The sequence below is a fragment of the Capnocytophaga sp. oral taxon 323 genome (assembly GCF_001278825.1).
In the GTDB taxonomy this organism is placed as follows: Bacteria; Bacteroidota; Bacteroidia; order Flavobacteriales; family Flavobacteriaceae; genus Capnocytophaga; species Capnocytophaga ochracea.
This window is the reverse complement of sequence record NZ_CP012589.1, coordinates 1,664,966-1,687,811: the sequence shown is the minus strand read 5'-3', so window position 1 is coordinate 1,687,811 and position 22,846 is coordinate 1,664,966. Positions and strand designations below refer to the sequence as shown.

The 22,846-nt window shown below is 41.6% G+C and carries 24 protein-coding genes and 1 pseudogene; 18 read left to right on the top strand and 7 right to left on the bottom strand.

The window, feature by feature from the left end:
* Positions 1-13: 13 nt before the first annotated feature.
* From AM608_RS07290 to AM608_RS07260, 7 genes are all read right to left on the bottom strand, one after another.
* The gene (locus AM608_RS07290) at positions 14-1,330 is read right to left on the bottom strand and encodes a UDP-glucose/GDP-mannose dehydrogenase family protein (protein WP_053581260.1); all 1,317 of its coding nucleotides are present in this window, start codon (positions 1,328-1,330) and stop codon (positions 14-16) included.
* Positions 1,327-3,252 carry a nucleoside-diphosphate sugar epimerase/dehydratase gene (locus AM608_RS07285; protein ID WP_053581259.1) on the bottom strand — a complete coding sequence of 642 codons (1,926 nt, stop codon included), beginning with the start codon at positions 3,250-3,252 and terminating at the stop codon, positions 1,327-1,329. The genes AM608_RS07290 and AM608_RS07285 overlap by 4 nt, the downstream gene beginning before the upstream one ends.
* Positions 3,253-3,319: 67 nt before the next feature.
* Entirely contained in the window at positions 3,320-4,447 is a 1,128-nt protein-coding gene (locus AM608_RS07280) for a DegT/DnrJ/EryC1/StrS aminotransferase family protein (protein ID WP_053581258.1), read from the bottom strand.
* Positions 4,448-4,451: 4 nt separating this feature from the next.
* Positions 4,452-5,045 (bottom strand): acetyltransferase, encoded by a 594-nt coding sequence (locus AM608_RS07275; RefSeq protein WP_053581257.1) that lies wholly within the window; start codon positions 5,043-5,045, stop codon positions 4,452-4,454.
* A 21-nt stretch (positions 5,046-5,066) separates the two neighbouring features.
* A complete protein-coding gene (locus AM608_RS07270) occupies positions 5,067-5,690 on the bottom strand; it encodes a sugar transferase (RefSeq protein ID WP_053581256.1) in 624 nt (207 codons plus the stop codon).
* 47 nt (positions 5,691-5,737) lie between these two features.
* On the bottom strand, positions 5,738-5,953 hold the full coding sequence (locus AM608_RS07265) for a hypothetical protein (protein ID WP_053581255.1): 216 nt from the start codon (positions 5,951-5,953) through the stop codon (positions 5,738-5,740).
* 134 nt (positions 5,954-6,087) lie between these two features.
* Positions 6,088-7,185, bottom strand: a complete 1,098-nt coding sequence (locus AM608_RS07260) for a class I SAM-dependent methyltransferase (protein WP_053581254.1) — start codon at positions 7,183-7,185, stop codon at positions 6,088-6,090.
* Positions 7,186-7,476: 291 nt separating this feature from the next.
* Here AM608_RS07260 and AM608_RS07255 point away from each other — a divergent pair, with 291 nt between their 5' ends.
* The 18 genes and pseudogenes from AM608_RS07255 (at position 7,477) to AM608_RS07170 (ending at position 22,406) form a co-directional block, all read left to right on the top strand.
* Positions 7,477-7,857 (top strand): ribonuclease P protein component, encoded by a 381-nt coding sequence (locus tag AM608_RS07255; RefSeq protein ID WP_053581253.1) that lies wholly within the window; start codon positions 7,477-7,479, stop codon positions 7,855-7,857.
* A gap of 67 nt (positions 7,858-7,924) precedes the next feature.
* On the top strand, positions 7,925-8,485 hold the full coding sequence (gene purN, locus AM608_RS07250) for a phosphoribosylglycinamide formyltransferase (RefSeq protein ID WP_053581850.1): 561 nt from the start codon (positions 7,925-7,927) through the stop codon (positions 8,483-8,485).
* Positions 8,486-8,843: 358 nt separating this feature from the next.
* Complete coding sequence (gene rplM / locus AM608_RS07245; protein WP_002674296.1) at positions 8,844-9,299, top strand: 50S ribosomal protein L13; 456 nt, start codon at positions 8,844-8,846, stop codon at positions 9,297-9,299.
* Positions 9,299-9,685, top strand: coding sequence for a 30S ribosomal protein S9 (rpsI, locus tag AM608_RS07240; RefSeq protein WP_002681865.1), 387 nt, complete (start codon positions 9,299-9,301; stop codon positions 9,683-9,685). The genes rplM and rpsI overlap by 1 nt, the downstream gene beginning before the upstream one ends.
* 196 nt (positions 9,686-9,881) lie before the next feature.
* Positions 9,882-10,607: a 30S ribosomal protein S2 gene (rpsB, locus tag AM608_RS07235; RefSeq protein ID WP_009413949.1), complete on the top strand. Its 726-nt coding sequence runs from the start codon at positions 9,882-9,884 to the stop codon at positions 10,605-10,607.
* A gap of 123 nt (positions 10,608-10,730) precedes the next feature.
* On the top strand, positions 10,731-11,693 hold the full coding sequence (gene tsf, locus AM608_RS07230) for a translation elongation factor Ts (RefSeq protein WP_053581252.1): 963 nt from the start codon (positions 10,731-10,733) through the stop codon (positions 11,691-11,693).
* A 72-nt stretch (positions 11,694-11,765) separates the two neighbouring features.
* A pseudogene (locus AM608_RS07225) lies at positions 11,766-12,002 on the top strand (gliding motility-associated C-terminal domain-containing protein); the annotation flags it as partial.
* Between the two features lie 155 nt (positions 12,003-12,157).
* Complete coding sequence (gene gdhA, locus AM608_RS07220; protein WP_053581250.1) at positions 12,158-13,498, top strand: NADP-specific glutamate dehydrogenase; 1,341 nt, start codon at positions 12,158-12,160, stop codon at positions 13,496-13,498.
* Positions 13,499-13,992: 494 nt separating this feature from the next.
* Entirely contained in the window at positions 13,993-15,027 is a 1,035-nt protein-coding gene (locus AM608_RS07215) for a nitroreductase (protein WP_053581249.1), read from the top strand.
* 316 nt (positions 15,028-15,343) lie between these two features.
* A complete protein-coding gene (gene rlmB, locus AM608_RS07210) occupies positions 15,344-16,078 on the top strand; it encodes a 23S rRNA (guanosine(2251)-2'-O)-methyltransferase RlmB (protein WP_053581248.1) in 735 nt (244 codons plus the stop codon).
* Positions 16,079-16,105: 27 nt separating this feature from the next.
* Complete coding sequence (locus AM608_RS07205; RefSeq protein WP_053581247.1) at positions 16,106-16,939, top strand: helix-hairpin-helix domain-containing protein; 834 nt, start codon at positions 16,106-16,108, stop codon at positions 16,937-16,939.
* A gap of 478 nt (positions 16,940-17,417) precedes the next feature.
* A complete protein-coding gene (locus AM608_RS07200) occupies positions 17,418-18,563 on the top strand; it encodes an acyl-CoA dehydrogenase family protein (RefSeq protein ID WP_015781992.1) in 1,146 nt (381 codons plus the stop codon).
* Between the two features lie 16 nt (positions 18,564-18,579).
* Complete coding sequence (locus AM608_RS07195) at positions 18,580-19,017, top strand: Rrf2 family transcriptional regulator (RefSeq protein ID WP_053581246.1); 438 nt, start codon at positions 18,580-18,582, stop codon at positions 19,015-19,017.
* A 73-nt stretch (positions 19,018-19,090) separates the two neighbouring features.
* A complete protein-coding gene (locus AM608_RS07190; RefSeq protein ID WP_009412761.1) occupies positions 19,091-19,354 on the top strand; it encodes a SemiSWEET family transporter in 264 nt (87 codons plus the stop codon).
* Positions 19,355-19,470: 116 nt separating this feature from the next.
* Positions 19,471-19,716 (top strand): hypothetical protein, encoded by a 246-nt coding sequence (locus tag AM608_RS07185; protein ID WP_053581245.1) that lies wholly within the window; start codon positions 19,471-19,473, stop codon positions 19,714-19,716.
* A 31-nt stretch (positions 19,717-19,747) separates the two neighbouring features.
* Complete coding sequence (gene serS / locus AM608_RS07180) at positions 19,748-21,019, top strand: serine--tRNA ligase (protein ID WP_048747941.1); 1,272 nt, start codon at positions 19,748-19,750, stop codon at positions 21,017-21,019.
* Positions 21,020-21,183: 164 nt separating this feature from the next.
* Entirely contained in the window at positions 21,184-21,501 is a 318-nt protein-coding gene (locus AM608_RS07175) for a hypothetical protein (protein WP_048747942.1), read from the top strand.
* Positions 21,492-22,406, top strand: a complete 915-nt coding sequence (locus tag AM608_RS07170; protein WP_015781996.1) for a ribonuclease Z — start codon at positions 21,492-21,494, stop codon at positions 22,404-22,406. Before AM608_RS07175 ends, AM608_RS07170 begins: the two co-directional genes overlap by 10 nt.
* Positions 22,407-22,846: the final 440 nt, after the last annotated feature.

Genomic DNA, 22,846 nt, shown 5'->3' with positions numbered 1-22,846 from the left:
AAAGTGAGTTTATTTATACTCCTATTTGTACATACTCCCAACCCTTGCTTGGTAACTTAAAGGCATTATACTGATTCCTTCCATCGAAAATTACTTTTTCTTTTAGCATTTTAGCTATCTCGTCGAAATCGGGCACGCGGAACTCTTTCCATTCGGTAAGCAACAACAAAGCGTCCGCACCTTTTAGGGCTTCGTATTTACTATCTACGTAGGTTACGGGTATATCTTTTAGGTAACATATCTTTGCCTCGTGTACCGCTTTGGGGTCATACGCTTGTACTTTGGCACCATGTTTTATAAGCTCTTTGATGATGTAAATAGCAGGAGCTTCGCGCATATCATCGGTTTCAGGTTTGAATGAAAGCCCCCATATCGCAAAAGTCCTACCACTGAGGTCTTCGCCGTATTTCGCAACTACTTTCTGAGCGATTACGTACTTTTGTCGATTATTTACATTGTCTACTGATTCAATCAGTTCTGCTTTGTAATCTACCTCTTCTGCTAATTTTTTAAGTGCCAATACGTCTTTCGGGAAACAAGAACCTCCATAGCCACATCCTGGGTAAATAAAGCTATAGCCTATCCTGCTATCAGAACCTATCCCTATACGCACTTTATTTACATCAGCCCCTACACGCTCACAGATATTCGCGATTTCGTTCATAAATGAAATCTTAGTAGCCAGCATAGTATTCGCAGCGTATTTAGTCATCTCTGCCGAACGAATGTCCATCGTGATAAAGCGTTCGTTTTGTAAAAAAAAAGATGAGTAAAGGGCTTTCATCTTAGTAAAAGCCTCCTCGCTATCAGCCCCTATTACTACACGGTCAGGTTTCATAAAATCCTGAATTGCTTTGCCTTCTTTTAAAAACTCGGGGTTGGACACCACGTGAAATTTGTAATTCACTCCGCGTTTATCCAAGGCTGCTTGCACAGTAGTGCGTACCTTGTCGGCAGTGCCTACGGGCACGGTCGATTTGTCTACTACTATTAACTCTCCTTGCATTGTCTCACCTATCTGTTGGGCTACCGAAAGCACATATTGTAAGTCTGCCGACCCATCATCACCCATAGGCGTACCTACAGCTATAAAAGCTATCTCAGCATCTTTGATTGCCTCCGCGAGGTCAGTAGTGAAAAATAGTGTTTTAGCTAAATTGCTCTGTACCATTTCTTCCAATCCTGGCTCGTAAATAGGAATCACACCTTGTTTGAGCTTCTCTATTTTCTCAGAGTTTACATCTACGCAAGTTACCTTGTTGCCCATCTCAGCGAAACAAGTCCCTGATACTAACCCCACATATCCGGTGCCTATGACTGCTATTCTCATTCTATTTTCTTATCTAAGGTTTCATATTCGGAGTTATTGCTTTTAAACTCCTTTACTATTTGTTTTAATAAACGCACTACTTCTCTCTTATCGCCTTGCGTAGCTACTTCATACATTTGGGTAGTGACTGCCTCTATCTCAGTAAACGACATTGAAGGGTCTTTGCTAATCATTATTTTCTTGTGGTGCGTAGGCATTGTTTTAGTACTGTCACTTAATAGTTCTTCATAGAGTTTCTCACCAGGACGCAAGCCTGTGTACACGAGCTTGATATCTACGTTTGGTTCATAGCCTGATAGTTTAATCATACGAGTAGCAAGGTTGAGTATCTTCACGGGTTCACCCATATCAAAAACAAATATCTCGCCACCTTTGCCCATAGTTCCTGCTTGAAGTACCAACTCACACGCTTCGGGTATAGTCATAAAGTAACGCACTATATCAGGGTGGGTGATGGTTACAGGACCTCCTTTTTCTATCTGTTTCCTAAAATGGGGGATTACCGACCCATTAGATCCCAACACATTGCCAAAACGAGTAGTGATAAAAGCTGTTTTATTGCCTTCTTTGTTTTGTAAGGCTTGTACAAAAAGCTCTGCCACCCTCTTTGAAGCTCCCATTACATTAGTGGGGTTTACAGCTTTATCAGTGGATATCATCACAAAGTGAGGTATTTCATATTTGTTAGCCAAAAGTGCTACATTTTTAGTCCCTTGTATGTTTACTAACACAGCTTCGTGCGGATTCTCTTCTATCATCGGTACGTGCTTATAGGCAGCCGCGTGATACACTACTGAAAACTTATGTGCTTTAAACACACTTTCTAAACGTTCACAGTTAGTGATATCGGCTAAAACAAATTCAAAAGCGATATCCGGAAAACTCTCTTTAAGTTCTAACTCTATGTCGTATAGAGGCGTTTCTGCTTGGTCGAGCACAACTACTAAGGCGGGGGTGAAGGTAGCTATCTGTCGTATTAACTCACTGCCAATAGACCCTGCTCCTCCTGTTACTAATATATTTTTGTGGTAGTGTTTTTCCCGTACATCTTCGTTATCTAATACTATCTGTCTACGTCCTAAGAGGTCTTCTATTTGTATTTTATGAAGATTAAATCCTTCTTTTTCTGGACGTAATTTCTGTAATGCGGGGGTTTTGAGTATTTGCAAACCTTTGTCTAAACACACATTCACCCAAAAAGTCATCTCTTCTTTCGAAAGATGGTTCTTGTTTATGAGCACCCCATCAGCCTCTAATTCTTCACAAGGAGTATCTATAAATTTATCTTTTGAGATAATAGGCCTACCCAATAGTGTAGCCTGTTTAGGATTCGTACGCCCTGTAAGAAAACCTACTACCGAATAAGGAATCGCAGCATTGCCTATAATCCCATTGGCGAAAGCTACTGCTTCATCATCTATCCCCAAGATGAGAATACGCCTCTTAGAAGTACGCCTATTAATTTCTTTTACTAAATAAAAAAACTCTTTTACCGATAACCTAAATACAAATAGTATGATGAACGACACTGTAAAATATATCAGTAGAATAGGGTTCAACAACACTTTTTCGTCTATAACGTGCAGACTTATCTTGTTGGCAATAAACATTGCTATTACCGTGCACCCACTTGAAAGCAGAATGCGAAACAAATCTCTAAAAGTAGAATACCGTATAATCCCTGAATAAGTACGGAAGATGAACATAAAAAAGATGTTCACCCCGATAACTAATAAATAGCGTTTGTAAAGAGGAATACTGTCGGGAATATATACCCCCAAGCGTTCTACTACAAAAAAGGAAAAGAATAGAGCTATAAATAGCAAAAACACTTCCATACATACCACTATCCAACGTGGGGTGTAACGGGCAGTAGCTAAGTTTACCAAAGTGCTATCACTATATGTATGTGCTTGAGGCATTGTTTTAAATATAAATGGATAAATTTGCACAAAGGTACAAAATTCTTTTTAATTTTATAGAGACACTTTATAATTTCTTAAAAACGCCTTTTATTCTCTCTCGGTCTGCATCAGTAAGATTAGAACCTGAGGGCAAACATAACCCATTGTCAAACAGTCGTTCACAGGTCTTTTTACCATAGTAAGGAGCTGAGGCAAACACAGGTTGCAAGTGCATAGGTTTCCACAAGGGGCGCGTTTCAATATTTTCTTCCAAAAAGGCTAATCGCAAGTCTTCTCTATCAAATCCTGTTTTAGTTTTATCAATGGTAATAGCCGAAAGCCAATAATTACAAAAGTAATCTTCATTGGGCTCTGTAAGTAATTTTATTCCTTCAATTCCTTTGAACAAATCGGCATAAAAAGCGTGCATCTTTCGGCGAGCTTCAATGCGCTGTGGCAATACCTCCATTTGTCCGCGACCTATGCCTGCCGTAATATTGCTCATACGGTAGTTATACCCTATGTGCGAATGCTGGTAGTGAGGAGCGTTGTCGCGCGCTTGGGTGCTCAAAAATACAGCTTTATCTTTCTCTTCTTGAGTGTGACATACCAAAGCCCCTCCTCCTGAGGTAGTGATAATCTTATTGCCGTTGAACGACAGTACCCCAAACCTACCAAAAGTACCACAAGGTTTCCCTTTGTAAGTGCTTCCTAAGGCTTCGGCGGCATCTTCCACCAATGGGATATCATACTTTTTACATAGAGTGAGCACCTCCTCTATTTTGAAAGGCATTCCGTAGAGCGATACAGCTATTACTGCTTTAGGCTTCTTGCCTTTCTTGATGCGGTCTTTAATAGCTTCTTCTAAGAAAACGGGAGAGAGATTCCAGGTGCTCTCTTCCGAGTCTACAAACACGGGCGTAGCTCCTTGGTATACGATAGGGTTAGCAGAAGCTGAAAAAGTCATCGATTGACAGAGCACCTCATCGCCTGCTTGCACCCCACACTCTATAAGAGCTAAGTGCAAGGCTGCCGTACCCGCCGAAAGCGCCGATACTTTCACTCCATTGCCTAAAAAGTGCTGTAAATCCTCTTCAAAGCCATTTACATTAGGACCTAAAGGGGCTACCCAATTCTCCTCAAAGGCTTGATGGATATATTTAAGTTCGTTTCCTCCCATATGTGGAGAAGAAAGCCATATTTTTTCTTTCATACTATTATCTTTTTATAAAATCCCCAGCATTTATAATACTTTGTTCAGCAATTGTTATGCCATTTGAAATGGTTGCATTACTACCTATAAAAGTCCCTTTACCTACTACAGTATCTCCATTTACTGTAGCACAAGTAGAAATGTGACAAAAATCACCAATTTGCACATTGTGTTCGATATTTGCTTTTGTGTTGATAATACAATGTTTACCTATTTTTGCCTTGGCATTGATGATGGCATTATGCATTATAACTGTTCCCTCGCCTATAGTAGCATATTTTGAAACATAGGCTAAAGGAGATACCACTGTGGCTAATCTTGCTTTACAAGACTCTAATAACAAGGCAATATCTTCTCTTACAGAAGATGATTTTATTTGACCTACTGTTATTAAGAAAAATACTCCTTCAGTAGATAATTCCTTCACTAAATCTCTATTGCCTAAAATAGGATAACCTAAAACATCTCCTTCCTTTGTGTCATCTAAAATTCCTTTGATATTGTATTTATCTTCTTGTTCAACAACATCAATTACGGAAAGACAATGACCTCCTCCTCCTATCAGTATAATATTGGGTTTGTTATTTTCTCCTTTCATTTATAAAAAATACTTGTTGTATTACAAACTGCTTGTCGTGCTACGTCCCCCTCTAAACTCCTCCATTGTAGCTTGTCCTTCTTGTGATATCCCTTCGCGTATAAACACTTTCTTCACCGTGAGAAACAGTATTTTAAGGTCTAATACGAATGATTGGTGGTCTACGTACCACACGTCCAACTCAAATTTCTTTTCCCAGCTGATAGCATTGCGCCCATTCACTTGCGCCCAACCAGTGATACCTGGTTTTACCTCGTGCCTACGCTTCTGAGTCTCATTATACAAAGGTAAATACTGAGGTAATAACGGTCTCGGACCTATAACCGACATATCCCCTTTCAGCACATTCAGCAACTGCGGAATCTCATCCAGCGAAGTCTTCCGTACAAAAGCCCCTATCTTAGTGAGTCGCTCAGCATCAGGCAAAAGCTGTCCGTTAGCATCACAACGGTCGTTCATTGTTTTGAACTTGATAATCCTAAAAATGCGTTCTCCTTTCCCAGGTCGTAACTGATAGAAAAACGGCTTTCCGTCATTAGCAAACCACAACCCCACTGTCACCACCACAAAGATAGGGCTTAGCACAATAAAGGCAATCAGTGCTGTAAGGAAGTCTAATACCGGTTTTATAATATTCCTATACATCTATTTTCTCCAAAAGATAAGTATATACCCTCTCAAGCGCCTCATATCTATTTCAAAGTAAATCTTTTCTTCTTTACTTTTACCATTCCAAAACGAGGTTTCCTACCCAAATGTACTATAGTACCGTCGGGTTTTTCTTCCACCAACTCTCCGTCTTTCACTGTGAGGTTACTCAGTCCTAAAGCTCTGTTTTCACGAATTGCCTTCTGAACAGCTTTATGAAAAACATTGTTTAAAGCACTACTTGATATCTCTTGCTTCATAATCTTATTTTAACATCAATTCAATATAATATAACACTGACTTACAATCTTTTTTGCGTTACACACTTTGCCAAATCTAATCACCCGTGTGTCTCACACCTGCCTGTCGCACAACACTTATTAACCATTAACCACTAACCATTAATCACTACCTTAAACAGCGTATGGCTATTGCCACTGCCTAAGTTGTCATAGATATCCACAACCTTTAAACCAGCGCGTTCCACGCATTTTATCATATCACCCGAATAGTACATCTTGCTATTGCCGTTTGCCATTGCCGTAAAATACACACTGATTTGGGTAAGGCAATACGCCCCCGTTTCGTGTTGTTGTCTGTCCCAATAGGCTTCCAGAATATACAACTCGGTATGAGCGTCCATCGCAGCAGCTGCCCTACTGAGAATACTCGTTACTTCCTCCTCTGAGAAGCAATCCAAAAACTGACTCATCCATATCACGTCAAAACCTTTCGGGAAAGGCACAGAGGCGTCCAACAGATTAGCCGGATAGCCTCCAATACGGTCAGCTCCTTCTTTGCCTGCGATATTGTTTTTCATCAAACCCAGTTGCTGAGGTAAGTCCATAATGGTTACCTGCACATCGGGGTTAAAGCTCACGGTCTTTAACGCAAAGCGTCCCGTATTACCTCCCACGTCTAAGAGCGTCTTTACAGGACGTTTAAAAATGATATTTAAAGCATCTTCAAAAGAGTAATCAGAATAGTAATGGTCAAAAGCAAACCACTTTTCTTGCGCCTTTGGAGGCAATTGGGAGAGCCCCTCATAAATCGTAGGCCAAGACCCAAACACTTTAAGTCCCGCAGGTTTCCCTTCTTTAAGCGCTTCTTCAAGGTGAAATAACCCTTCGTAGCACACCTCTTGAATGAATTCCATATTCACACGGGTGCTCTTGTCGCGAAGCAAAAACCAACCTGCTTTCGATATCGCAAAGCGGTCGCCCTCTTTCAAGAGTACCGTACCTATGGAAAGCGACGACTCCAAAAGTATTTTCACAGCATAGTCACTCAGCTGTGTTTTAGTCGCCACCTCCTGCATTGTCAATCCTTCAGGGGCATTGCACAAAGCCTCGAACACGCCGAGTTTTACCATTAGATGTGATATTTGGAACACCACAGGCGCAAAAGCAATCTCTTGAGCCAAGCGCTGAGCTTCCAAAGCCGTTTTTTGTTCAGTAGTGTATTGTTTTCTGATTGCTGGTGTTAAATTCATATGCTTAAATATCTCAGTTTAACAATTAAGGTGCAAATGTACAAATTAAATAGCAAATAGCAATAAAAAGATTTTTCAGCTATCTGCCACCCTTTCGTTTCTTAGCTCTTTTCTTGATTATTCCTTTTTCTTGTTAACATTTATTTAACACGTGATATTCAATAAATTAACGCCTTTTCTATACCAATCGTCCAAGATTCGTGTAAGCTTCCTATAAGCTTTCTATAAGCTAAGACCACTCTTTTCATTTGTCCATTTGTTAATTCTTTCTTACCTTTGCCGTCGAATTTAATGTGTTTTATTTTGCCTACCTTTCCCAAAACCGAAAAACTCTGCAAGCGTGAAGCCATTCAGCAACTCTTTGCCCAAGCCGAGGCACTTACCTGCTATCCGCTTAGGTTGTTGTACGCCCCTGTTAGCAGTTTAGAAGCTCCTTACCAACTGCTTATCAGTGTGCCCAAACGCACTTTCAAGCGCGCAGTACATCGCAATTTGCTAAAACGACGCCTGCGCGAAAGCTACCGACTCCAAAAACACTTATTGCCCGTAAAAACCAAAAAGTATGCCCTTGCCTTTCTCTATATAGGGAAAGAACTCACCGATTACGCCACCATTTACAAATCCGTAACCCAACTCATAGAAGATTTTTCTCATCAACTCACCCAACAGTAACCCATCGCTTTTGCGCTCCACCTCCCCCCTTTGAAGAGGGGTTAGGCAGATGTTTAAATTACCCCCTATGAAAAAGATTATCATTTTTGCCTCAGGTTCAGGCTCCAATGCCGAACGTATCGCTACCTATTTCCACCAAAAAGGCACTGCGCAGGTAAGCCTTATACTCTGCAACAACCCTCAGGCAGGCGTACTCACGCGTGCCAAACGCTTAGCCATTCCCTCTTTAGTCTTTAACCGACAAGCGTTCTATGAGTCGGATATCGTCCTCAATGTCCTTAAATCCCAGCACCCCGACCTTATCGTGCTGGCAGGATTCTTGTGGAAAGTACCTGCTTATCTCACTGAGGCTTATCCTCATAAAATCATCAACATACACCCTTCTCTTTTGCCCAAATTCGGCGGTAAAGGAATGTATGGCTCACACGTGCACGAAGCCGTCATTGCCAATGCCGAAAAAGAAAGTGGCATCACCATTCACTATGTAAACGAACATTACGACGAAGGTAATATCATCTTCCAAGCCAAAACAACCGTACTCCCCACCGATACTCCCGATACCTTAGCCGAAAAAATTCACTTATTAGAATATGAGTATTTCCCCAAAATCATTGAAAAGTTATTATAGCTCAACAAGTAAATATGTTCTACACGAATAAAGTGAATCAAGAGTAGAAAAAAAAATAACATATTGTTTATTGTATATTACAATATTAGAATCGCTTTTACGTTACATTGTAGGGGTAGTTTGAAAAAACTCTTTGAAAACAAACCTTTTCAGTCGCCCCTGCTTTTAAATACTCTGAGAAAATCCTATTAATTCCATAATTTGCTAATTCCCACACTCTTACCTCTTACCTCTTACCTCTTACCTCTCAAAAATTTTGCAGTTTCAAATATTTGTCGTACTTTTGCGCCCTAAAAATAAAAGTGTCGTTTGATGACACTATTAAGGAATGTTTAATTTTTAATAAAAATCACAAAGAGTGGACACATTAAGCTACAAAACCATCTCTGCCAACAAAGCCACTGTAAATAAAAAGTGGGTCTTGGTAGATGCTGATGGACAGACTTTGGGTCGCCTTGCCTCTAAAGTAGCCAAGCTACTTCGCGGTAAGTACAAACCCGAATTTACCCCTCACGTTGATTGTGGCGATAACGTAATTGTTATCAACGCCGAGAAAATCAACCTTACAGGGAACAAATGGGAAGATAAAAGCTATCTTCGCCACACTGGTTACCCAGGAGGACAACGCTTCACAGGAGTAAAACAACTCCTCGACAAACACCCAGAACGTATCATCGAAAAAGCTGTAAAAGGTATGTTGCCAAAAACAAGATTGGGTGCAGCAGTTTTACGTAATTTAAAAGTGTATGCAGGTACCGAGCACAAACAAGAAGCTCAACAACCTGTTACCATTAACTTAAACGATTTGAAATAATGGAAGTAATTCACACCATTGGTAGACGAAAAACCGCCGTAGCGCGTATCTACCTTAAAGCAGGTAACGGTACTATCACCGTAAACAAACGCGAACTCAACAATTATTTCACTACCCCTACATTGCAATACAAAGTAAAACAAGCCCTCAGCCTTGTAGGTGCTGAAGATGCTTACGATGTAAAAGTAAACGTGTATGGTGGTGGTATCACCGGTCAAGCCGAAGCCGTTCGTTTGGCTATTGCTCGCGCACTTTGCGAACTCAACGCCGAAAACCGCGCAGTATTAAAACCTGAAGGGCTCCTCACTCGTGACCCTCGTATGGTTGAACGTAAAAAATTCGGTCAGAAAAAAGCCCGTAAGAGATTCCAATTCTCTAAACGTTAGTGTTAGTGAATATTTAATAGTTAAAGGAAAAGAGTTAAAAATGAATATTTATTCTTATCTCTTACCTCTTATCTCTTACCTAAAAAAACAATTTGCTCCTTAGTTTAGCATCCAAATGGCTCAGGCGGTTATTCCTTTTTTATAAAACCTCTCCAAGCTATTGCTAATAGTAGGAACGTAAACTATTTAAAAAGAAATGGCAAATAACATAGAAATTAAAGATTTATTAGATGCAGGCGTACATTTCGGTCACCTTACCCGCAAATGGAATCCTAATATGGCTCCCTACATCTATATGGAACGCAACGGTATCCACGTAATCAACTTGTACAAAACCGCTGCTAAAATCGAAGAGGCTACTGAAGCCCTCAAAAAAATCGTAGCCTCTGGCAAAAAAGTGCTTTTCGTGGCTACTAAAAAACAAGCTAAAGACGTTGTTGCTGAAAAAGCAACTTCAGTAAAAATGCCTTACATCACCGAGCGCTGGCCTGGTGGTATGCTTACTAACTTCGTAACCATCCGTAAGGCTGTAAAGAAAATGTCGTCTATCGACAAAATGAAAAAAGACGGTACTTTCGATACCCTTTCAAAACGTGAAAAACTACACGTAGAACGTTTGCGCGAAAAACTCGAGAAAAACTTAGGGTCTATCGCCGATATGTCTCGCCTTCCTGGTGCCCTATTTGTAGTAGATACACTCCGTGAACACATCGCTGTAAAAGAAGCGCAAAAATTAAACATTCCTATTTTTGCAATGGTAGATACAAACTCCGACCCTCGTGAGGTGGATTTTGCGATCCCTGCTAACGACGACGCTTCTAAAGCTATCGAAAAAGTGCTTTCTTACATCACCGAAGCTGTAAACGAAGGTCTTTCTAGCAGAACTGCTGACGCTAACAAAGAAGCTGAAGCAGCCGAATAAATCAAATAAGTTTTGACAAAGTCCCTAACTTTATCAAAGCCCTAAAATTATTTTTTAACTCACTTTCACCAGCTTCTCCCTCCCCTAGGGGGAGGGCTGGGGAGAGGATAAACATTAATAAAAATGGCAAATATTACCGCCGCAGACGTAAATAAACTCCGCCAAGCTACCGGCGCAGGTATGATGGACTGTAAAGCTGCCCTCATCGAAGCCGAAGGCGATTTCGATAAAGCAATCGAAGTATTGCGCAAAAAAGGTCAAAAAGTAGCAGCTAAACGTGCCGACCGCGATTCTAAAGAAGGTGCTGCTATTGCTCAAGTAAACGCTAACCACACGGTAGGTGCTATCATCTCTCTCAACTGTGAGACCGACTTCGTAGCCAAAAATGCCGATTTCGTAGCCCTCGCTAAAGATTTAGCTGATCTCGCCCTTACTGTAAATAGCAAAGACGAACTCCTTGCCCTTAACTACAAAGGTATTACCGTAGCCGAAAAACTCCTTGAACAAACAGGTGTGATCGGTGAGAAAATAGAACTCGGTGCTTTCGAAAAAGTAGAAGCACCTTTCGTAGGTTCTTACATCCACCACGGTAACAAAATCGCTGCAATCGTAGGCTTATCAGCTGCTATCACCGATGCTGCCGAAGTAGGTAAAAACTTAGCGATGCAAATCGCTGCTATGGGTGCTGAAACCCTTTCTTACAAAGATTTCTCTCCTGAGTACATCGCTAAAGAAACCGAAGCACGCATCGCTATTATCGAAAAAGAAAACGAAGAGTTACACCGTTTGGGCAAACCACTCAAACACGTACCTCAATACGTTTCTCAAGCACAACTCACTCCCGAAGTATTAGCTAAAGCTGAAGCCGATGCTAAAGCTGAATTGAAAGCTGAAGGTAAACCAGAACAAATTTGGGATAAAATCCTTCCTGGTAAGATACAACGCTTCATCTCCGATAACACTACCCTCGACCAAGAGAAAGCGCTCCTCGACCAAGTGTACATCTACGATGAAAGTAAAAAAGTATCCGATTTTGTAAAATCTAAAAATGTAGAGATTACAGCTTTCAAACGCGTAGCTTTGTAATTTATATATTTAAATGACATAGTTAAAACTCCTCTTACTATTGAGTAGGGGGAGTTTTTCTTTAACTACTAATCGCTAGAAGGAGCAGATACTAATAGTTCTATTCATCTTCTCATATTTGATGAAATGGGCTTAAAAGTATATGAAAATGAACATTATGGCAAAAATGGCGATTATTTTAGAGGTTATGCTAATGCCAAAGGTTTTATAGGGAATAGCAAAGCTCTTCACGGCACTTATTTCTATATCGTTCGTTACAGCAAGTGCGGGAAAGAAGAACAACAAAAAGGCTTTTTATATGTGAGGTAAAACTTCATTTTCTTTTGAAAAGAAATCTTTTTAATAAAAATTTCTTTCGTTTTCTTTGTATGTTTCAATAATATTAACTACTTTTGTCGCTCATTAATATATTTGCGTAACTAAATAATTCATTAACACATAATTCATAACTAATTAAATATATTATGGACGTAAAAAAAATAATGACCTCCTTAGAGGCGAAACACCCTGGTGAAAAAGAGTACTTACAAGCTGTACACGAAGTGCTTGAATCAGTACAAGAGGTGTACAACCAGCACCCCGAATTTGCCAAAGCTAAAATTATAGAACGCATCGTAGAGCCCGACCGCATTCACACCTTCCGCGTGGATTGGGTAGACGATAAAGGCGAAGTGCAAAGCAACCTCGGTTACCGCGTGCAGTTCAACGCTGCCATAGGCCCTTATAAAGGTGGTATCCGCTTCCACAAAGCTGTAAACCCTTCAATGCTTAAATTCCTCGGTTTTGAACAAACTTTCAAAAACGCCCTTACTACCCTACCTATGGGGGGTGCTAAAGGGGGGTCTGATTTCGACCCTACCGGTAAATCTGATGCCGAAATTATGCGTTTCTGTCAAGCCTTTATGCTCGAACTTTGGAAATACATAGGTCCTGATACCGACGTGCCTGCTGGCGACGTGGGTGTAGGCGGACGCGAAATAGGCTATATGTACGGTATGTACAAGAAATTAGCCCACGAGTATAACACTGGGGTACTCACCGGTAAAGGTATCAACTGGGGAGGTTCGCTCATTCGTCCTGAAGCTACAGGTTATGGCGCGCTCTACTTTGTAGACCATATGCTTAAAAAACTCGGCAAAGACATCAAAGGACAACGCGTAGTAGTATCAGGTTTTGGTAATGTAGCCTGGGGAGCCTCACAAAAAGCAACCCAGTTGGGTGCCAAAGTTATCGGACTTTCAGGCCCCGATGGTTGTGTAGAAGTACCTAATGGTATGACTCACGAAATGATTGACTATATGCTCGAACTCCGCGCTTCTAACCGCAACATTGTAGCTCCTTTTGCCGAAAAATTTGCTAAAGAAAGTAAGTTTACCGCAGGTAAAAAAGCGTGGACTATCCCTTGTGATATTGCCTTACCTTGTGCTTTCCAAAACGAATTAGACGGCAATGACGCTCAAATGCTTATCAAAAATGGTGTAAAACTCGTAGCCGAAGTATCGAATATGGGTTGTACTCCTGAGGCAATCAAAGTGTTCCAAGATGCTAAATTGCCTTTTGCCCCAGGTAAAGCAGTGAATGCAGGAGGAGTAGCTACTTCAGGTCTTGAAATGACTCAAAATGCAGCGCACCTCGCGTGGAGAGCTGAAGAAGTTGATGCTAAGTTACACCAAATTATGGAGTCTATCCACAACGCTTGCCTCAAATATGGTCAGGAAGATGGTTATATTAACTACGTGAAAGGTGCTAACATTGCAGGCTTTATGAAAGTAGCTCACGCAATGCTCGACCAAGGCGTGGTTTAATTTTATGAACAATTGATAATGAACAATCAACAAAAAAGCTGCTTCTTAAAATGAGGCAGCTTTTTTTAATCCATTTACTTCTTATGAATAATCTTTATATATAAATACCGATTTCTTTCGATTTTCTTCTCACTTTTCACCCTCTAACCACTCACTTTTAACTATTCACTATCAACTACTTATACAACCTTTCTATACCAATCGTCCAAGATTCGTATAAGCTTCCTATAAGCTCTCTATAAGCTAACGCCACCCTTCTTACACCCTTTTTTCACCAAAAACCTTGTTAGTCTCCTTCTGAAAAACTCCGTTTCCTTCCGATAGTTCAGATATGTCACTTTTAGGGGTATACACTTTGCCAAAGTTTTTGCCTGTGCGGCTCGCACCTCATTTTCTTATTTTCTAATTGTCATTCACTCATTTCTTAACCCAAGTTCATTTTTCCATCGCTTTTTCACCGTTACTTTGCACTGTAAAACAAAAACAACTTAAAAATGAACTTAAAAATGTTTAGTATCACACTTCTTATGACGTTGACTGCCTTAAAGTCCAACGGTCAAAATCCTGACCTCCTCACATTGGTCACTGCGGCTACACAAGCCCCTTCAGGTCACAATTCTCAACCTTGGTTCTTCACTGTTGAGAACAACCGCATCATTATTACGCCCGATTTTACCAAAGCGCTCCCTGCCGTAGACGGCAAACACCGCGAACTGTTTATGAGCTTGGGCTGTGCTCTGGAAAACCTCTGCCTAAAAGCCACCGAATTGCACTATCACACTCAGGTACAACTCACCAGCGAAGGTATCATCACCGTGCTTTTGCAAAAACGAGAAGATGTAACCCCCAGTTCCTTAGTAGCTGTCATTCCTAAACGCCAAACCAACCGCTCGGTATACGATGGCAAACGCATCGACGCTCCTTTGCTCCAAAGTTTAGTAAGCAAAGCTATGGACGATACGGGAGCAAAGCTCTACACTTTCGCCAATGGTTCTCCGCTTTTTGCAACACTCACCGAAGCAGTAATGCAAGGCAATGCCGTGCAAATGGCTGACCCCGCTTTCAAAAACGAACTCCTCTCGTGGATACGCTTCAACAAAAAGCATTCTGAAAGCACTCACGACGGACTCAGTTACGCAGTGCTCGGCGCTCCTAATCTCCCTCGTTGGGTAACCGAGCCCATTGTAAAGGCATCATTAAAAGCCGATAAGCAAAACAAAACCGACTTGAAAAAGATACAATCTTCCTCCGATATAGTGCTTATCACTTCTGAGAAAGACGATATCCGCACCTGGATAAATACAGGTCGTTTATTAGAACGCTTTTTGCTCGTCCTTACCGAAGCAGGCATCGCCAATGCTTACCTCAATCAGCCGTGTGAAGTGCCCGAACTCCGTGCGCAACTGCAAGCCGATTTACCCATAGCAAAAGCCTATCCACAAATCCTCTTGCGCATCGGTTATGCGAAGCCCGTAGCTTATTCCAAGAGAAAAGACATCAAAGAAGTTAGCAAATTTAAAAATGAGTAAATTAGCCAATGCATAGTAGCACTCTATAAGGTATCATAAAAAGCTTGGTTGTCACTTTTAGTCACTACAATTCCCCCTCTTTGAGGAAGTCAGCGAGCTGGCGCAGTTGAGTATGTGAATAAGGGGAGGTTTATAATCAAATGGTTATAAACCTCCCCATCGTTTTTGTGATATCAACTTTGGTACGCTACCAATTTGCTAATTACCAAATTTGCTCATTTGCTAATTATACACTACCTTTGTCCCCTCAATCACCCTTTGTTTGATTTTGAAAAAGATTTGTAAAATTTCTGAGGCGCAAGCCTCATCTTGAAAAATGCAACAAGAATCCCAAATATACGGCATTCGTGCCTTGATAGAAGCCCTTAAAGCAGGCAAAACCATCGATAAAGTCTTTTTGCAAAAAGGCTTACAAGGTAGTTTGTTTAGAGAGCTAATGCCTCTACTGCAAGAAGCCCAAGTGCCCGTGCAGTATGTGCCCGTTGAGAAACTGAACCGCCTTACCAAGAAAAACCACCAAGGGGTAGTGGCGAACCTCTCCCCCGTAGATTATCACAATTTTGAGGATTTGGTAATCTCAGTTACCGAAAGCGGAGCCACACCGCTTTTCCTCGTGTTAGACCACCTTTCTGATGTGCGCAACTTTGGTGCGATTATCCGCACGGCAGAGTGTACAGGCGTCTCGGGCATTATCATTCCTAAGCGTGGCAGTGTGAGTATCACCGCCGATACTGTCAAAACCTCGGCTGGAGCTGTGTTTCGCGTGCCTATCTGCAAGGTCGAAAACCTCGTAGATGCGGTCTATTACCTGCAAGGCAGTGGCATTAGGGTAGTGGCAGCGACCGAGAAGACTAGTCAATTGCTATACGCCGAAGACTTTACGGTACCTACCGCTATTGTGATGGGGGCGGAAGACGTCGGGGTATCGCCAGCAGTACTTAAAGTAGTAGATAGCAAAGCCAAATTGCCAATGGTAGGCGATATTAGTTCGCTAAACGTTTCGGTAGCTTGTGCTGTTTTCTTGTACGAAGCTCTCAAACAACGACTCTAATCTTCCAACCCCTATCTCCTAAAACCGATGAACCGCCAACAAACCCGAGGTGTCCTTTTTTTGCTATTGCTCATCATAGCACTACAATTTGCCTTTCGTAATCTCAGCTTTAACCGCACTTTCGTCCCTACTGAAACTACTGTACTTCAACGGGAGATGGACTCGCTAAGAGCTCTTGTTTCCTTGCCTAAAAAAGATACCATTTACCCCTTCAATCCCAATTTTATCACTGACTACAAAGGCTTCAAACTCGGACTCACTCCAGAGCAAATCGACCGCTTGCAAGCTTTTCGCGCACAGAATAAGTATGTCAATTCTGCCGAAGAGTTCCAACAAGTAACCGGTGTGCCTGACAGTCTTCTGCACAAAATAGCCCCTTCGTTTAAGTTCCCCGAATGGGTGAAAAACCGCAGAACTTCTTCTTATGTCTATGAAAAATACCCCCAAAAACACTACCCCAAACAAGATATCAACACCGCAACTGCCGAAGAACTGATGAAAATCTACGGTATAGGCGAAGGCTTTTCTAATCGCATCTTGAAATACCGCAACAAATTGCACGGCTTTACCTATATCAGCCAAGTGGCAGAAGTCTACGGACTCGAAAAGGAAGTGTACGAACGAATAGCCGATTGCTTTGAGGTACAAACAACACCCGTGATAGAGAAGAAGGACATCAATACTCTCAATATGTATGAACTCAGCAAAATTCCTTATGTGAAATACGGAGAAGGCAAGAAGATAGTAGGCTTGCGTTCCGAGCTCGGTACGCTCAAATCCTTCGACGACCTTTTGCAAATAGAGGGTTTTGATAAACAACGTATCGCCCGATTGCAGTTGTATCTCTATATCGAACAGTAGCCTTCAAGATAATTAAAAAGAAATTCGTTCTTCTTTAACACTTTTCTTTCAATAAGTAAACTTCCTCTTTTTACCAACTGAAATTCAACTAACCAACGCCCTTCCTTCGTCTTTCCTTCGTCTTAGGTTCGTCTTAGGTTCGTCTTAGCTTCGCTTTACCTTCGGTTGAGGTTCGCTTGTTCTTCAGAAAACCTAAAACACTTATTTATTTGTTCTACAGCTGATTAATATGTTTTATGGTATAAAATACCTAAAAGTATTTTCCTTGTTTAATACTGAAAAAAATGCAGCCATATAACAAACTTTAACATTTTTTCTTCAATCTTATTGCCACTATACACCATTTTTATTGAATAACACTTCACTAACAATTAACACTCTCCTTTTCACCCTCTGATTAAAAAAACGTAATTCGTAATTCGTAATTCGTAATTATTTTATATCTTTGCCCCTTGGTATTAGAATAAGCATATAACGAATGAATTTTAACTATTCTGAAACACAACGAATGGTAGCCGATGCGGCTAAAGAGTTTGCCGAAAAATATATCCGTCCACACGTGATGGAATGGGACGAAAGTCAGGAATTTCCTGTGGAGGTATTCCGCAAAGCAGGCGAACTTGGCTTTATGGGCGTTTTAGTACCCGAAGCCTACGGTGGCTCAGGTCTCGACTACCACGATTATATCGCGATTGTGGAAGAAATCTCAAAAGTCGACCCTTCTATAGGGCTCTCAATAGCAGCTCACAACTCTCTTTGTACCAATCATATCCTTAGCTTTGGTAGCGAACAGCAAAAACAACGCTGGTTGCCCAAATTGGCTTCAGGTGAATGGATAGGTGCTTGGGGCATTACCGAACACAATACCGGTTCTGATTCCGGAGGTATGGCTACTACCGCTGTAAAAGACGGCGACGAGTGGATACTGAACGGTACTAAAAACTTTATTACTCACGGCAAAACAGGACAGATAGCCGTAGTCATTGCTCGTACCGGCGAGAAGGGTAACAAACACGCCATCACAGCCTTTGTAGTAGAACGTGGTACAAAGGGTTTTAGCAGTGGTAAAAAAGAAAACAAACTTGGTATGCGCGCCAGCGAAACCGCCGAAATGATATTTCAAGATTGTCGTATTCCCGATGCCAATCGTTTGGGTGAAGTAGGCGACGGCTTTATTCAAGCAATGAAGATATTAGACGGCGGACGTATTTCTATCGGTGCTCTTTCTTTGGGTATTGCCAAAGGCGCTTACGAAGCCTCCCTCAAATACGCCAAAGAACGTATGCAATTCGGTAAACGCCTCATCGACCTACAAGCCGTCGGTTTCAAACTCGCCGATATGGCTACCGAAATAGAAGCTTCCGAACTGCTCTTGCACAAATCGGCTTTCCAAAAGAACAACGGTCAGCGCGTAACCCTATCGGGGGCAATGGCGAAGATGTACGCCTCCGAAGTGTGTGTGCGCGTAGCTACCGAAGCCATTCAAATTCACGGTGGTTATGGTTATACGAAAGATTTTCCGGTTGAAAAATTCTTCCGAGACTCCAAATTGTGTACCATAGGCGAGGGAACAACCGAAATACAGAAATTAGTCATCAGTCGACAAATAGATAAGAACTCATAATTAAAAACGAACGAATATGTTATCCAATTCCAGCAAGTATGCCATTAATGCAGTAATATACCTTGCCGTACACTCGTCGGCAAGCCATAGAATAGCTCCCAAAGACGTGGCAGAAGCGCTACATATTCCTACGCCTTTTTTGGCAAAAATATTGCAAACTTTAGCCCGCAAAAAGGTAATTAGCTCCAACAAAGGACCTGGAGGAGGCTTTTGGCTCTCCGATGAGGAAAAACAAGCTCCTTTAATGACCGTTGTAGAGCAAATAGGTGAAGCCGATAAGTTTATTGCCTGTGCGATGGGCTTCAAAGAGTGTTCATCAGAGAAACCCTGTCCGTTACACGCTTCTGTACAGCCTTTCAGAGATAATTTTATGCGAGAACTTACCGAGAACTCCATAGCCTCCTTTGCTCAAAAAATTGCTGATAAAACTGCTTTCTTATCACCTACGGAGTAATGATGCTAGTCGCACGAGCAATTATCTATTTACAAATTTATCGTAGTATATAAACTTAAAAATTAATTATATTATGGAGAACGGGAAACTCTTTAACATTTTAGGTTGGGTAGCAATGGCTGCCTCTATTAGTATGTATGTGTCATACATACCACAAATCAGTGATAACCTTGCAGGACACAAAGGGAACCCTATACAGCCTTTGGTAGCAGCAATTAACTGCTCGTTATGGGTGATATATGGCTTTTTCAAAAAACCCAAAAGAGACTATCCTATATTATTAGCGAACTTACCAGGTATTGTCTTTGGTTTATTTGCCTTTGCAACTGCTTTGTAATTAGGTTGTCACACACTTTACCAAAGTTTCTTGCCCGTGTGGCTCGAAACTTTGGCAAAGTTGAAAATACTTATTACATTTTACGTCAAATCCTAACACTTAAAAAATAATAACAAATGAGAACAGGAACTTTAACCATTGAACCTCCTAAAGGAATATCCTTAGAAGAAGCTAAATTAGCACTTAAAAGTTTAAAATTTAAGATACTAAAAGTAACAGATGATACTGAAATGACAGAGCAAGAGTTCTTTAGTATGATTGATAAGGCTCGTGCTGAGAAAAAGACAAAAGTTAGTAAAGAACAAATGCGTAAAATGCTTTTAGAAGAACAATGGAAGATTAACCCCCTACACCCTTGTTAATTGTCAATTGTCAATTGTTAATTGAAAAGATATGTTACAACTAAACACTATTAGAGAAGAAAAAGACCGTGTGCTCTCCGGTCTTAAAAAGCGCAACTTTAAAGAGTTGTCTCTCATAGACGATATTATCGCCTTAGACGAAAAACGCCGTAGCACTCAGCTTTCATTAGATGAAACACTGGCGAAATCCAATAACCTTTCTAAGGAAATAGGCAACCTCTTCAAAGCAGGTGAAACCGATAAAGCCAATACCCTTAAAGAGCAAACCGCTACCCTTAAAGAAGATATCAAAACCCTTACCGATACTCTCAACACTACCGTAGAGGAGCTTAACGATTTGCTCTACCGCGTGCCTAATATCCCTAATGAGTTGGTGCCCGAAGGTACTTCCGAAGCCGACAATGTAGTGGTATTCGAGGCAGGCACTATTCCTGATTTAGGTAAAGACGCTCTTCCTCACTGGGAACTCGCCAAGAAGTACGACCTCATCGATTTCGAGTTAGGCGTAAAGCTCACTGGTGCAGGCTTTCCTGTGTATAAAGGCAAAGGAGCAAAACTGCAACGTGCTCTCATTACCTACTTCCTCGACAAAAACACCGAGGCAGGCTATAACGAATACCAAGTGCCTCACGTAGTAAACGAAGCCTCAGGCTATGGCACCGGTCAGTTACCCGATAAAGAAGGACAGATGTACCACGTAGGGGTAGATAACCTCTACCTTATCCCTACCGCTGAGGTGCCTGTAACCAATATTTTCCGCGATACTTTGCTCAACGAAAGCGATTTGCCTATCTGCTGTACCGCCTATACGCCTTGCTTCCGTCGTGAAGCCGGTAGCTATGGCGCTCACGTACGCGGGCTCAACCGCTTGCATCAGTTCGACAAGGTAGAGATTGTACGCATTGAACACCCCGACCGCTCTTATAAAGCACTCGAAGGAATGATAGAACACGTAAAAGGCATTCTCAATGAGTTGAAACTCCCTTACCATATCTTACGCCTTTGTGGTGGTGATTTAGGCTTTACCTCAGCAATTACTTACGATTTCGAGGTATATTCCACCGCTCAAGAAAAGTGGTTAGAGATAAGCTCAGTGTCTAACTTCGAAACCTTTCAAGCAAACCGTCTTAAATTGCGTTTCAAGGACGCCGACGGTAAAAACCGCTTAGCACATACCCTCAACGGTAGTTCTCTTGCCCTTCCGCGCGTATTAGCCGGTATTTTAGAAAACTACCAAACCCCCAATGGTATTGTAGTACCCGAAGTCCTCAGAAAATACACAGGCTTCGATATTATTAGTTAGTGCGAACTACATATTATACAACTTTGCCAAAGTTTCAAATTTTGGCAAAGTTTTTTATTACCTATCGTGTTATGGCTCGTGCTACGACCTTCTATATTATTATTTGAAAAGATTATTTTGTATTTTAAATATTATTCATAACTTTGCGCAAATAATTTTACTCAATGAAAGAAACTACTGTAATTGCCCTCACTAAAACGCAACTCCCCTCTTGGATAGCCGATTTTAATACCAACGAAACCCTTAAAAAACAGCACATCATCATTACCCTCCCCGAAGAGGAACACTGGTTAAAGAAAGACCTCAAACCACTCGTCGCCTTTGCCCAACAGCACAATCAGCAACATCACAAATCAGTGGTGGTGGTGCAACGTGCCTTAGCGCTCGAAGATTTTGAACTCACCCTGCATATCGCTCCTACCCTCCAAGAGGCGTACGACCTTATTGAACTCGACGAAATAGAACGCGACTTATGGAAGTAACTATCTTAGGTTGTCACAGTGCGACCCCTCGCTCCAATGCCCGCCCTTCGGCTCAACTACTCGAAATGCGCGGTCATCTGTTCCTCATCGATTGTGGAGAGGCTACCCAAATCGCCCTCCGCAATGCCAATGCTAAGTTCTCCCGCATCAAGCACATCTTCATCTCTCACCTCCACGGCGACCATTTCTACGGACTCTTCGGACTCATCTCTACTTTCCAACTCCTCGGTCGCGAAGCCGAAATGCACATCTACGGTCCTAAGGGCATCAAAGAAGCCGTTTTGCTCATTCTCAAACTCGGTGGAGCTTATACTCCTTTCCCCTTGCATTTTCACGAGCTATCTTCCAAAACCTCCGAACTCTTATACGAAGATGACAAAGTACTCGTGCGTACCATTCCGTTGCAACACCGCGTCTATACCAATGGTTTTCTCTTTCAAGAAAAAGAAGGCGAACGTCGCCTAAATATCGACGCAATTGCTGAGTATCCCGAGATACAAACGTGCGACTATCAGAACATCAAAAACGGTAAAGATATAACATTAGAAAACGGCAAAACTATTGCCAATACCGAGCTCACCTTCGACCCTCACCGCCCGCAAAGCTATGCCTATTGTAGCGATACTCTTTATTTCGAAGCTTTGGCTACCGAAATACAAGGTGCAAGAGTCGTGTATCACGAATCTACCTTTTTAGAGATAAACGAAGAACTCGCAGTTAAAACAATGCACTCCACCGCCTACCAAGCAGGACTCACAGCAAAGAATGCCCACGCCGATGCCCTCATTTTAGGGCACTACTCCTCTCGCTATCCCGATGTCAATCTCTTCAAGCAGGAAGCACAAGAAGTCTTTAAGAACGTCTTTTTAGCCGAAGATGGCAAGAAGTTCATTTTCGATAATTGACAAACAGAAGAAAACATCACTACACCCCCATTCTCTTGGAAAGCTCTCAATACTTTTTCCCTTTCCACATTCCCCCTTTGAAGGTAGCCAGCAAGAGATTTTCATCACATTTCCTTCGTCATTCGTCTCTCGTCATTCGTCATTATTTCCCTTTTCCGTCATATTCCCCCCTAGTGCCTAAGGCCTAATGCCTAGTGCCTGTTCCCTTTTCTTTCGTCTCGAAACCCCGTTTTCACCATTTTTTACATCGCTGTATTATACTATTAATCAATTATTTATATACGCTTCCTATACCAATCGTCCAAGATTCGTATAAGCTTCCTATAAGCTCTCTATAAGCTACCCCCACCCTCCTTAAACCTTTTTTTCGCCAAAACCCCTCTCAACCTTCTTCCGAACTTTTCCGTTTCCTTCCGAAAGCTCCTAATGGTTCCAACACA